The 12617-nt window shown below is 56.4% G+C and carries 9 protein-coding genes; 5 read left to right on the forward strand and 4 right to left on the reverse strand.

Going from position 1 to position 12617, the window contains the following annotated elements:
- Window positions 1-294 precede the first annotated feature (294 nt).
- Window positions 295-492 carry a hypothetical protein gene (locus AC6CWS_RS19305; protein WP_004203090.1) on the reverse strand — a complete coding sequence of 66 codons (198 nt, stop codon included), beginning with the start codon at window positions 490-492 and terminating at the stop codon, window positions 295-297.
- A gap of 1150 nt (window positions 493-1642) precedes the next feature.
- Here AC6CWS_RS19305 and AC6CWS_RS19310 point away from each other — a divergent pair.
- The 5 genes from AC6CWS_RS19310 (at window position 1643) to lldD (ending at window position 7645) form a co-directional block, all read left to right on the forward strand.
- A complete protein-coding gene (locus AC6CWS_RS19310) occupies window positions 1643-2149 on the forward strand; it encodes a Csu type fimbrial protein (RefSeq protein WP_074442549.1) in 507 nt (168 codons plus the stop codon).
- A 16-nt stretch (window positions 2150-2165) separates the two neighbouring features.
- Entirely contained in the window at window positions 2166-2879 is a 714-nt protein-coding gene (locus AC6CWS_RS19315; protein WP_074442548.1) for a fimbrial biogenesis chaperone, read from the forward strand.
- The gene (locus tag AC6CWS_RS19320; protein WP_167878912.1) at window positions 2845-5193 is read left to right on the forward strand and encodes a fimbria/pilus outer membrane usher protein; all 2349 of its coding nucleotides are present in this window, start codon (window positions 2845-2847) and stop codon (window positions 5191-5193) included. The genes AC6CWS_RS19315 and AC6CWS_RS19320 overlap by 35 nt, the downstream gene beginning before the upstream one ends.
- Window positions 5184-6134 (forward strand): Csu type fimbrial protein, encoded by a 951-nt coding sequence (locus AC6CWS_RS19325; RefSeq protein WP_065881323.1) that lies wholly within the window; start codon window positions 5184-5186, stop codon window positions 6132-6134. Before AC6CWS_RS19320 ends, AC6CWS_RS19325 begins: the two co-directional genes overlap by 10 nt.
- Before the next feature lie 326 nt (window positions 6135-6460).
- A complete protein-coding gene (lldD, locus tag AC6CWS_RS19330; RefSeq protein ID WP_080901485.1) occupies window positions 6461-7645 on the forward strand; it encodes an FMN-dependent L-lactate dehydrogenase LldD in 1185 nt (394 codons plus the stop codon).
- Between the two features lie 49 nt (window positions 7646-7694).
- Here lldD and AC6CWS_RS19335 read toward each other — a convergent pair whose 3' ends face one another.
- From AC6CWS_RS19335 to AC6CWS_RS19345, 3 genes are all read right to left on the reverse strand, one after another.
- On the reverse strand, window positions 7695-10796 hold the full coding sequence (locus AC6CWS_RS19335; RefSeq protein WP_065881318.1) for an efflux RND transporter permease subunit: 3102 nt from the start codon (window positions 10794-10796) through the stop codon (window positions 7695-7697).
- Window positions 10793-11902 carry an efflux RND transporter periplasmic adaptor subunit gene (locus AC6CWS_RS19340; protein ID WP_101994667.1) on the reverse strand — a complete coding sequence of 370 codons (1110 nt, stop codon included), beginning with the start codon at window positions 11900-11902 and terminating at the stop codon, window positions 10793-10795. The genes AC6CWS_RS19335 and AC6CWS_RS19340 overlap by 4 nt, the downstream gene beginning before the upstream one ends.
- A 74-nt stretch (window positions 11903-11976) precedes the next feature.
- Complete coding sequence (locus AC6CWS_RS19345; protein ID WP_032453245.1) at window positions 11977-12591, reverse strand: TetR/AcrR family transcriptional regulator; 615 nt, start codon at window positions 12589-12591, stop codon at window positions 11977-11979.
- Between the last annotated feature and the right edge of the window lie 26 nt (window positions 12592-12617).

Below are 12617 nucleotides of genomic sequence, written 5' to 3' on the forward strand. Positions count from 1 at the left end.
ATATTGTTCTGTTACCGCACGCAATGGCAAAGATGTATCGAAAATACCGATTTATGCGATAGCAGCAGACCACCTTCCTGATTCAACCTGGCGCAGAGACGGAAAAAGTGACGGCGTCACTAAGCGGCCATGCGCGCTGAACAGGCGCTGGCCTGCGGAATGAGAAAGCGTGAGAAGAAAGCGTCAAGGCGCGACGCTTTCGGCAGGGGCGGTCGCGGCCTGGCGGAGACGTGGCCGCGATCGGGGGGGATGTAAACCGCGATGAAACGGGTAGTCAGGAAGGCTATCGGTTGGCTAGGTCCCTTTTCTCACCAGGCGGGCGGCCTGGACAAAGACCTCATCCTCCACCCCATCTCCCTTCTGTCTGCCCAGCCGCACCAGCTCATCCACGATACTCCCCTGATTAATCTGCTTTTGGGTCGCCACTAAGCTAATGACCGCCGCGCCGATAGCCATGCCAATCAATGCCGTTTGTTCATCTTTATCTTTCATGGTGTCGCTCCGTCTGTCCTCCTCAGAAAGGCTAGCAAAAGATAGCCACTGCTCCATTTCATATTTACCTGATTGGCATATGCCGGAAAACATGCGAACAACATCGCCATTCGGGCGATATCAAATAACCTGATGATTATAAAGAGGTAACGCTAATGCATAATTAACAGGCTTAAAACGCAGGCGGTCCTTCATGCCGCCCGAAAATGGTGTCCTGACGAAGGCGTGGAGGCGAAGACGGCCGATATGTCTCGCATGGCCGGGTACACCGGGTAGATGCTGCAGGGGATGATCGCCGCCGGTGGTGGACGAGGAGGAATTATTTCTGCGCGCTTTTCCCGGCCACCATGCGCTCTCGTCAGGTTTGCGTCTATGTTTTGTAAAACGTCTTATACTGGCGCGCCCACGCAGGATGGGGGACTTTTCAAACCAATCATATATCATTTTGCATCCTATTTTATTATCCCTGATAATGCCCCAAAAAACTCATATTCCACAGGGGCATCATTAATATTACACAATATCGCAACAAGTGCTTTTTAGAAATAAAAGAAAGACGCCTATAAATACCATAATTACTTTTCATTCCAAAAAAACACATACCCCAAAGCAACCACAAAAAGAATATTTTGGGGTGATTAACCATAATTAACACCATTTTTTCTAGATTAGATTTACGCCTGAGCCCTTCAAACACTTGGTGGCGTCGTTTTCCAGGCATAGCGCAATGCTTATGACTAATAGTAAGGCCATAATGGCATCGTCTTCTATTTTCTGCGAACAATTGCACTACCTGTGACATCACCTAACACCATGATGAACGAGCGAAAACACTACTCAGAGGAGGAGCCCATCATGATAGTTAGCAATGCAAATTATATCATATTAATATAATTACAAAAAAACATGATAGTTTTTTTTCAAATGTTGTGGCAATGTAACGAAGTTGTGCAATATTATACCTCGTGAGCAATTTATCCAGGTACTGAATGTAGGGTTCTGAGGATGAAAACAACGCTTTGCTTCGTCCGCGGCGTTTATCATGGAGGCATCTGGTGCCCTTTTAGTGAATTGGCCACTTTTCATATGTGGGTATTTCAATGGTTTATTAAAAAATTATTTCATCACATGTTAATGCTATGAGGTCGATATGAATCGTAAAAGTCTTGTTGTCTTTGCGTTAGGCTCGGCGGGATTATTATGCAGTGCTTTTGCTAATGCGGCCACCACCGCTACGGCAAACCTTGATGTTACCCTGACAGTAGAATCATCCTGTATTCTTGCCGTTGATCCCCTCGATTTTGGTACGCATGCTATCGGCGATACCAACATTGAAGGCCAGACCAATGCCTCCGTCACCTGTACTGCTGGCACCCCCTATATTTTGACCTCTGACAGCGCACATACCTATGAATTAACAAATGCTTCTGGCACCGCGGGTACCAATACTGCAGCGTATGTGCTCTACCTGGATAATGCCGGTTCACAACCTCTGGCCCAACAGCTCCCTTCAGATTCTGAGGTTAGCGCCTCTGCTTCAACCGGAACGGGTGCCGCTCAGGTCATTCCAATCTACGGGAAAATACGAAACGCGGCGCTAAGTAATGTTGCTGCAGGCACGTATACCGATACCGTTACTTTGCAAGTTACTTACTAAGACTCAGGCTGCGCATATGAAATTTGGTTTTTTATCTTCATTTTCCGTTTTTTTTGGTTGCTCGTTGAGTGTATTTTCATATGCCGCAAGTTTACAGATGTACCCCGTCACCGTGAACTTCTGCCAGGGTCAAGCGGCGCGGCCGATATATATCAAAAATACCGGTCCTGCGCCAATTGGTACCCAGATGCGCCTCTATCTCTGGCAGCAAAAAAACAATAATGATGTACTTACCCCGACCCAGGACATAATCAGCAGCCCCCCTATTGCCGCTATTCCTGCAGGTAAGCAACAACTTGTCAGACTCATTATACCTGGCAACAGCAAGGGGCATGAACAGGCTTATCGTTTAATTGTCGATGAATTACCTGACACTAAATCAAATACTTCAACCAGTCAGGTAAAATTTTTGCTGCGTTACTCCATACCGGTCTTTTTGTCATGTTCGGAGACAAAAACTGACATCAGCAAAATTCGTGCATCATTAGATACCAGTGGGGCGACACCGCGTCTGTTCATAAAAAACACCAATGCTCAGCATATCAAATTAAGTAATGTTTCCCTGATATCAGCAGAAAAAAAACTTGTCATTAATCCAGGACTAATGGGATATGTTCTCCCCGGAAGTGAAATGTCGTGGTTCCTGCCTAAAGGGATGAATAAAGGGACGTCTTTATCCGTGACTATAAATGATAATGAGACTAATAAAACAATTAACCTTACACGGTAACTTCTTCTTTTCCGCGCTGCTGTTTTCCCCCCTTGTCTGCGGAGCATCTACAGACGAGGGGTTGCTGTACCTCACGATCAGTGTGAATGGTTCACCTGTTACTGGCCTGATCCCGGTAAAAAAACAGGGAGAACGTCTGAGCATTATGGCATCCGATGCGCAAGGCATACCTATACGGACCGACGATCTTCCTGTTTCGGGAGAATATATTGAACTCCAGCAAAAACATGGGCTAAGTTACCGCTATGATGATTTAAACCAGGCCCTGCTCATCACTGCCGACAGCACTCGTTTGACCGGCTTTCAGCACCTCAGCGCGCGTCAGGATGCACAATTTATCCATGAAGATCAGCTGTCCAGAGAGGTCAGCGGTGTGGCGCTTAATTATAATCTTTTCGCCAGCCATAATAGCGACAATCAATACCTGACGGCGTATTCAGAATTTCGTACGTTTGGTCTGAGTCCGGGCCACTTTTCCAGTTCATTCAACAGTCGCTTTGCCAGCCAAAGCTATTCCGGAGAGGACACCGGCACAACACGATTAATGACCAGCTGGACCTGGGAAAATATTGATAAATTACTCAGCCTGACCGTCGGGGATAATTACACGGCCAGCCAGACCTGGTCTAACAGCGTGCGGTTCGGTGGCATTAGCCTGACTCGCAACTATACCCTGCAGCCCAGCGTCAATACTTCCACTCGAGATATTTTAACCGACTCCGTTACCATGCCGTCAACGGTGGATCTGTATATTCAGGGGATTAGAACATCCTCTCAGCAGGTTACGCCCGGTCAGTTTACGTTGAATACTGCGCCGGTTCTCTCCGGCAATGGAAGCGCGCAGGTGGTTATTACCGATATCAACGGCCAGCAACGTGTGGTGGACCTTGCACTTTACGGAACCAACCGCCTGCTGACTCAGGGATTGCATACGTGGGGATTAAACGCCGGTTGGGTGAGAAAAGACTACAGCGTCCGTTCATTCAGTTATGACACTGAATTTATTGGCGTCGGCGACTGGCGGTATGGCGCTACGAACCAGCTTACCTTCGAATCACATACTGAACAGGGCGCTAATCTGAATAATCTCGGCGCCGGCGCTAATTATTTGTTATCCCCGACGCTGGGTCTGGTTCATCTCGACCTTTCCTGGGGACGCTATCGGAATGATGACGGGCTGCAGTGGGGAGCAGGATGGCAATGGAACGATCGTTATTTCAATGTTTCACTCAATCATACCCAGCGGGAGAGAACTTTTCGCGATATTACTGCTCTGGCGGATACGACACTGGCCACGCGGCAAGACAGCGCCTTTCTCAGCTGGGCATTTCCTTCCCTTGGCACGCTCGGCGCAAGCTGGATCAACCAGCAATATACCGATCAGCGCTCCCGCTATGTGGGCGTTTCATGGTCAAAGTCATTTTCAGAACGCGTGATCTTAGCCACAAGTTTTACCCAGTCACTGGAAGAAGAGCGTGATAAAACCTTTTACGTCAATCTCACCATTCCTTTGTTTACCAGTCGGGATTATCTGACGCTGCAGCATAACCATGATAATCACAGCAATAGCGAGCAGGTCAGCCTCAGCCGTAGCCTGGAGTCAAACCGTCCGGGATGGGGATGGAATGCTTCTGTGCGTAATGGGCAAAATGATAACCAGCATGCCAGCGTTCAGCGCAGGAATACCTGGAGCGATATGGAAGCTGGCATCAATAATTACGGTCAGGAGACTGACTACTACGCATCAATGTCCGGTGCGGTAGGCCTGTTTATGGGTGGGCTTTATGCGACCCGCGATCTTGGCGAGGCTTTCCTGATGGTAGATACCGAAGGGGTGGCAGATATTCCTGTCCGCCTGGAACACAGACTGGTGGGTAAAACAGACAGTAATGGTCGGTTGTTCCTGACCAACCTGCTCGCGTATCAAAAGAACAATGTTGATATAGATGCTTTAAATCTGCCGCCGGATTACCGGGCTCCTTACACCAGTCAGATTGCCATCCCCCGCAGAAAAGGGGGGGCGTTGACAACCTTTGAGGTATATCAGACGAAGGCGATACTGCTGCTGGCCCATGATGCCCAGGGCAAACCGGTGCCCTTCTCGGCCCAGGTACAGATCAAGGATAGCGAGAGCCATACGCCGCGCCGGGGAACAACCGAGACGATTGTCGGTTATGACGGCAATATCTATCTGGAAGATCCACCGCAAAAGGGGAAAGCCATTGTGAGCTGGGACAGCGGACAGTGCCAGATCCGTTTACCCGAGGCTGTCGGCAGTCAGACTATTATCAAAAGGAAAGTTCTATGCCAGTAGTGCGTGTCATTCTGTTTGCCTGTGCGGGATTCTTGCTGGTATCTCACTATTCCCCCCGCGCTTATGCCGCAGAGTGTCGGTCCATAAGCCCGGCGAAATTTAGTTTCGGTACGGTAACAGCGGGAGAGATGGCTCAGACCAACCAGGCGCACGAATTCCAGTGTAATAATTACGATTCAACACCGAGGTATGTACGCCTGTGTATGAATCTGACGAATACCGCCCCCCCCCAGATGAATACGGTGCCATCAGGGGCCCCGCTGTCTTATCTCGTCTACTCAGCTGACGATCTGAGTACCGATATTGGCGCAAACAGTGGTGCGTTTGCTGAACGGAACATCTTTCTGGATGGCGGGCAAACCAACTACACGTTTTACATCAACCTGGTTGCTAAAATACCGTCTGGACAAAGCGGACTTCAGGCCGGCGACTATTACGACGCCGGCACACCTGCAACGGTAAAGTACAGCGATAACGCCGATAACAATGCTCTGCCATCCTGCTCAACCATGAGCGGTACCATTCTGTCATCAAGCATTGAGGCCCAGGCGACCGTCAAAAATGGCTGTGAACTGGTCAGTGTGGATCCACTTGATTTTGGGAGCAAAAGCCCGGCTACCAGCAGTCAGTTACGTGGTGATGCCACCGCTAATATCGCCATCCGATGCCCGGTGAATACTAATTTTACCGTCGCGCTTGGTGAAGGTATGCATAATAACGGCACAAGCAGACAGGTGTGCCAGGGTTCCAGTTGCGTCAGCTACAATCTTTATCAGGATGCGGGCCATACGACACCCTGGAATGACAGCGACAGGGTGCAGAACCAGACATCAACCACCGGTAACGATCAGTTACTCACGGTTTACGGTAATATTCCTGCGCAAAACTGGCCTGCGGCAGGAACCTATACCGACACGGTGGTGGTTACTCTGAGCTATTAAGATTTCTCGTTACGAGTCGATAGCAGAAAACCGACATTATCTATTGAGCCTTTTAATGGTTTCTGGACCGTATCCTGCAAGACACCTCTCTTCCCCTACATGGCGATGACGAAGGGTGGGTTTATTGCGCACCCTGCCTGGCGTAAAAAATAACGCGAACGCCGAAGGGTAAAAAAAAGAAATAACCCTTTAAGCGACAAATCAAGATTATTCCATTAGGGAATGGCTGAGATGCTAATATTTCATTTCCCCAACGATTTTAAGAAGCCTATAGTTTTTTTGCCTGCAGAACATCCACTTAGGTTAAAAGACGTAAGGATATAATTATGATTGTTTCAGCCCCCAGCGATTATCGCGAAGCCGCTCGTCGCCGTCTGCCCCGTTTCCTTTTTGACTATATTGACGGTGGCGCGGTGGCAGAAAATACCATGAACGCCAATGCCGCCGAGCTCGCCTCGGTCGCCCTTCGCCAGCGCGTGCTGTGCGGGGCGGGTGAACCGACGCTGGCCACCACCATCCTTGATGCCCCATGGGCGATGCCCGTGGCGCTGGGGCCGGTCGGCGCCACCGGCATGTATGCCCGCCGCGGCGAAGTCCAGGCGGCCCGCGCCGCCTCCCGCGCCGGGATCCCTTACACGCTGTCCACCGTGTCGGTCTGCTCCATTGAGGAGGTGGCGAGCCACGCCAGCGGCGCGCTCTGGTCCCAGCTGTACGTCCTGAAAGATCGCGGCTACATGCGTAACGCGCTGGAGCGCGCCTGGGCCGCCGGCATGAAAACCCTGGTATTCACTGTCGATATGCCGATCCCCGGCTCACGGTATCGGGACAACCGCTCAGGAATGTCCGGGCCGCACGCCACCTTGCGACAGTATCTTCAGGCCTGCACCCACCCGCGCTGGGCAATGAACGTCGGCCTGGCGGGCAGGCCTCTGTCGTTCGGTAATATCGAAGCCTATACCGGCCACAAAATGACCATGGACGACTATATGGGGTTTATCAGCAACAACTTCGACCCGTCCATCGCCTGGCACGATCTGGAGTGGATCCGCGACAGCTGGCCAGGAAAGCTGATCATCAAAGGGATCCTTGATGCCGAGGATGCGCGCAATGCCGTGCGGCTGGGCGCCGACGGCATTGTGGTCTCCAATCACGGCGGCAGACAGCTCGATGGCGCCATCCCCACCGCCCGGGCGCTGCCGCGGGTGGCGGAGGCGGTCGGCGACGATCTGACGGTCCTTGCCGACTCCGGAGTGCGCTCCGGCGTGGACGTTATTCGCCTGCTCGCCCTCGGCGCGAAGGGGGTCCTGCTTGGTCGGGCCTATATTTATGCCCTGGCCGCCGCGGGCGAAGCGGGCGTGGCGCACCTGCTGCGCTTATTTGCCGAGGATATGAAGGTCACCATGACCCTCACCGGCGCCACCTCCCCCTCGGCCATCAGCCTCGATTGCCTCGACCGGCTGGAAAAAGATCAACAGCGCAGCCGTGCGGTCCCGGTATACTTATCTGCCTGACGCAGCCCGGGGCCGGGCCTGACCGCGTGCCTTGGCCCGGCAACCGAAATTACCCCTGAGGGTCCAGCGCCGGCCGTTGCGCTTCGTCAGCCGGGCGCTCCGGGCGGATGCGGAACCAGATCGCATACATGGCCGGCAGGAAGATAAGGGTCATGATGGTTCCCCCCAGCGTCCCGCCAATCAGCGTATAGGCGAGCGTCCCCCAGAAAACCGAATGCGTCAGCGGAATGAACGCCAGGATCGCCGCCAGCGCGGTCAGCAGAACCGGACGGGCTCGCTGCACCGTCGCCTCCACCACCGCGTGGAACGGATCGAGCCCCGCCTGCTGGTTATGGTGGATTTGACCAATCAGGATCAGCGTATTTCGCATCAGGATCCCCGACAGGGCGATCAGGCCCACGAGGGCATTGATGCCAAACGGCTGATTGAACAGCAGCAGCGTCGGCACCACGCCAATCAGCCCCAGCGGGGCGGTCAGGAAGACCATGACCATCGCCGACAGGGAGCGCACCTGCAGGATAATGATCAGCAGCGTGAGGGCGATCATGATCGGAAATAACGGCACCATCGCCCGGGTGGCTTTGCCGGACTCCTCGATTGACCCCGCCGTCTCGATGCGATACCCCAGCGGCAGGGAGTCGATAATGGGCTGCAGCGACGTCATCAGCGCGGTGGAGACATCCGGCGGCTGCAGGTTATCCGCGACATCGCCCCGGACGGTAATGGTCGGCGTGCGGTCGCGACGACGGAGCAGGGGTTCTTCCATCCTGATCTCGACTTCACCGATCTGCGACAAGGGAACTCGCTGCCCGTCGCTGCCCACCAGGGTGAAATCGGCGATTTTCGCCGGATCCAGACGGATATCCCCCGCCGCGCGGCCGATGACCTGCACGGCGCGAATATCTTCCCGGACGGTGGTGATGGGGATCCCTGACAGCAGGAACTGCAGCTGCCGGGCGACGGCCTGGGAGCTGAGCCCACTCGCCTGCAGCCGGTCCTGATTGAGGCTGAAATGCATCACCGGCACGCGCGAACCCCAGTCGCTATTGACGGTGCGCATCAGCGGACTGGCCTGCAGCACCGATTTCACCCGATCGGCGATGTCGCGCAGGGTATGCGGATCGGGCCCCATCACCCGCCAGGCGACCGGATACGGCGAATAAGGACCAAAAACCAGCTGTGTGACGCGCACCCGCGCCTGCGGCGCCAGGCCATTGGCCACCGCCTCCCGCAGCCGCAGCTTAAGCGCCTCGCGAGAGGCCGGACCGTCGGTCAATACCACCAGTTTGGCAAAGGAGGGGTCCGGCAACTCTGGGGCCATCGCCAGGTAAAAGCGCGGCGCGCCCTGGCCGATATAGCTGGTGACAATCTTCGCCTCCGGCTGCTGCTGCAGCCAGCGCTCAATATTCGCCGTCGCGGCGCTGGTCTGGATAATCGACGACCCGTAAGGCATCTGCACCTCAACCAGCACTTCCGGGCGATCGGAGGTGGGGAAAAACTGCTTTTTCACCACGCTCATTCCCAGTAACGCCACCATAAACAGCACCACCACCCCGGCGGCCACGCGCCATTTGCGGGCGATAACCCGGGTCAGCAGCCGGCGAAAGCGCTGATAGCGTGGGGTGTCGTACAGCGCGGCGTGGCCCGCCGCCGCGGACTTCCTCTCCGGCAGCAGGTGCACGCCCAGCCAGGGGGTAAAAATCACCGCCACAATCCAGGAGGCAATCAGCGCGATACCGACGATCCAGAACACATTGCTGGCATACTCCCCGGCGGTGGATTGCGCAAACCCGTTAGGCATAAAGCCCACGGCCGTCACCAGGGTGCCGGCCAGCATCGGCGCCGCGGTGTGGCTCCAGGCATAGGCGGAGGCTTTGAGGCGGTCATACCCCTCCTCCATTTTGACCACCATCATTTCAATGGCGATAATGGCATCATCCACCAGCAGCCCCAGGGCGAGGATCAGCGACCCGAGGGTGATGCGGTCGAAGTTTTTACCGGTGGCGGCCATCACCACAAACACCACGGCCAGGGTGAGCGGCACCGCCGCCGCGACCACCACCCCCACGCGCCAGCCCATGCTGACAAAGCACACCGCCATCACCACCAACAGAGCGACAAAAAATTTGATCATGAACTCATCGACCGCGGCGCTGATATTCACCGACTGATCGGTCACTTTGGCCAACGACATGCCGAGCGGCAGGCTCTGATTGATGCTGTCCGTTTCGGCGTCCAGCGCTTTCCCCAGCGCCAGACCATTCCAGCCCTCGCGCATCACCACCCCGAGCAGCAGCGCCGGTTCGCCCTGATTGCGGATCAGGAAGGTGGCGGGATCTTCATACCCCCGCTCAACCGTGGCGACATCGGCGAGCTTCAGCGTTCTGCCCCCGGCAATTATCGGCGTGTCGCGGATCTGCTGCAGGCGGTCGAACGCCCCGTCGAGGCGGATAAAGATCTGCCCGCCGCGGGTCTCGATAGCCCCGGCCGCGGTCAGCACATTCTGATTGTTCAGCGCGGCAAAAATCGCCTCCGGCGAGAGCCCCAGAGTGGCGAGACGGTCATGAGAAAACGCGAGAAAAATGCGCTCCGCCTGTTCGCCGAGAATATTCACTTTTTTCACCCCGGGAACATGCAGCAGCTGCTGGCGCAGGGTTTCGGCGTCACGCACCAGCTGCCGGGGCGGCTCTCCCCGCGCTTTCAGCGCAAAAAGGGCAAAGGTGACATCGGCGAATTCGTCATTCATCATCGGGCCGGAGACGCCGGCAGGCAGGTTTTTCGCCTCATCGCCCAGCTTCTTGCGCGCCTGATAAAACTGCTCCGGCACCTCGGAAGGCGGGGTCTGATCCTGCAGCGATAAGGTGATTAGCGCCATCCCGGGGCGGGTATAGGTCTCGGTGCGATCGTACCACTTCAGCTCCTGGAGCCGTTTCTCCAGCGGCTCGGCGACCTGATCCTGCATCTCCTGCGCGGTGGCGCCCGGCCAGACGGTGATGACCGTCATTTGCTTGACCGTGAAGGGCGGATCTTCCGCCCGACCGAGCCCGAAGAAGGCCACCAGCCCGGCGACCGAAATAAGGATAATCAAAAACAGGGTCACCGACCGCTCGCGGACGGCCAGCGCGGAGAGATTAAAACGTCCGTCGCTCATGGCTGGCTCCCGACGGCAGTATGCTCGCGTCGTTCCGCCAGCCGCACCGTCTCGCCCTGGTGCAGAAGATGGGCGCCCAGAGCGACGATCGGCTCCCCGGGCTTCAGCGGACCGGTCACCCGCGCCGTTTCATCATTCAGGCCGATCACCGTCACCGGTTGCCAGGAGACGGTGGCCGGGCGGGAGGCAACGCGCCAGACGCCAGGGCCGTTGCCCGGATCGTAGACCGACGCCAGGGGCACCTCCAGCACCTCGCCTGGCCCGTGGTCGCTGCCGATGCGCAGGGTTACGGTAGACCCCAGCGGGACGTTCGCCAGCGCCCCGTTCAGCACATAGCGCGCTTCAAAGGTACGGGTGGCGGCGTCAGCTGCGTCCGAAAGCAGGCGCAGGGTTGCTGCGACCGGCTGAGATTCGCTGCCATAGCGTGTCGCCAGCGCCTCGCTGCCGACCGCCGGGCGCAGCGTCTCCGGAAGCTGCACCCGGGCTTCGCGCTGCCCCGCTCGCGCCAGGCGGATCACCACCTGCCCGGCGCTGACCACCTGCCCCGGCTCGGCGAGCGTTTCCACTACCACGCCGTCAGCGTCCGCCAGCAGTCCGGCATAGCCGGTGGCGTTTTGCGCCACGTTTGCCTGCGCCTGGGCCGCGCTGAGGTCGGCTCTCGCCGCCTCTGCCGCCGCGTTGAACTGATCGAACTCCGCCGCCGAGACGGCGCCGCTGGCCACCAGGCCGCGATAGCGGGCCAGATCGTTAGCCGCCTTTTTGGCTCGTGCCCGCGCGGCGTCGACCGCCCGCTGTTGGGACTGCGCCTGCAGGGCAAGATCAGCTGGATCCAGGCGCAACAGCAGTTGACCGCGCCGGACGCTCTGCCCGGTCTCTACCAGCCGCTCAAGGACTTTTCCCGCCACCCTGAAGCCGAGGTCGCTTTGGGTACGAGCCACCACCACGCCGGTAAAGGCCCGCGAGCTGGCCTCCGCGCGCTCAACGGTGGCCACCCGCACCAGCGGCGGCCGCGTGCGGGGATCGTCATGGTCGGCAGGTTCGCCGCAGCCCGTGAGGGCCAGCGGCAGGAGGCAGACGGCAAAATGGACGGCGTTGAGCCTGAGCATGGGTCACCTTAATGAAAAGACCGGTTGGTGAGCGCATTCTCAGACGAGTGACCAATAAAGTCAATAGTCACCAATCAGGGGGAGAGACTTCTCAGGATCAGGGAGGCAAGCAGCACCGCCGCGGTAGGCGCGGTGTCGAGATTGTATTGCAGCTGCACCGGGTTGATGAAAGGACACATCACCATATAGACCGCCAGGGTCGCCTCATCCAGCGGAGTTTTGCGCTCGAACTCGCCCGCCTGGCGGCCTTCGACAAGAATTTGACCAATCAGCTGCTGCAGATGACCGGCGTACTGCTCCGTTGAGGGCCATTTATCGCGCGCCGCGACGGCAGCGATATCGTACAGTTTGCGATCCTCGAAAAACAGTTCACTGCCGGCCTCGGTCAGCGCCCGGAAGAGGCGGCGCAGCTTTTCGCTGGCGGAGGGGGCATCGGCGATGGCCTCGCTGACGGCCACCATGATCTTCTCCAGCCGGCTGGCGCAGATTGCCTCGCCAATCGCCTGCTTAGAGTCGAAAAACTTATAGATATAGGCTTTGGAAAAGCCTATTGCTTTGGCGAGATCGGTGACCGTGGTCTTTTCATAGCCATAGCGACTAAAGTGCGCCATGGCCGCGTCAAGAATCTGGTCGCGAACGCTGTGGTCAAGGGGGCCACGGCTTGCTGGGGTGGGGGTATTTTTCGTCATCCGTTTAGCTTAATGCGATCGCTATC

The sequence above is a fragment of the Klebsiella sp. M041 genome, from assembly GCF_059759695.1.

Coding starts and splice junctions, on each gene's coding strand:
- AC6CWS_RS19335 (WP_065881318.1), bottom strand. CDS start 10,796: ATGAGCGACGGACGTTTTAATCTCTCCGCGCTGGCCGTCCGCGAGCGG.
- AC6CWS_RS19315 (WP_074442548.1), top strand. CDS start 2,166: ATGAAATTTGGTTTTTTATCTTCATTTTCCGTTTTTTTTGGTTGCTCG.
- AC6CWS_RS19305 (WP_004203090.1), bottom strand. CDS start 492: ATGAAAGATAAAGATGAACAAACGGCATTGATTGGCATGGCTATCGGC.
- AC6CWS_RS19345 (WP_032453245.1), bottom strand. CDS start 12,591: ATGACGAAAAATACCCCCACCCCAGCAAGCCGTGGCCCCCTTGACCAC.
- AC6CWS_RS19320 (WP_167878912.1), top strand. CDS start 2,845: ATGAGACTAATAAAACAATTAACCTTACACGGTAACTTCTTCTTTTCC.
- AC6CWS_RS19325 (WP_065881323.1), top strand. CDS start 5,184: ATGCCAGTAGTGCGTGTCATTCTGTTTGCCTGTGCGGGATTCTTGCTG.
- lldD (WP_080901485.1), top strand. CDS start 6,461: ATGATTGTTTCAGCCCCCAGCGATTATCGCGAAGCCGCTCGTCGCCGT.
- AC6CWS_RS19340 (WP_101994667.1), bottom strand. CDS start 11,902: ATGCTCAGGCTCAACGCCGTCCATTTTGCCGTCTGCCTCCTGCCGCTG.
- AC6CWS_RS19310 (WP_074442549.1), top strand. CDS start 1,643: ATGAATCGTAAAAGTCTTGTTGTCTTTGCGTTAGGCTCGGCGGGATTA.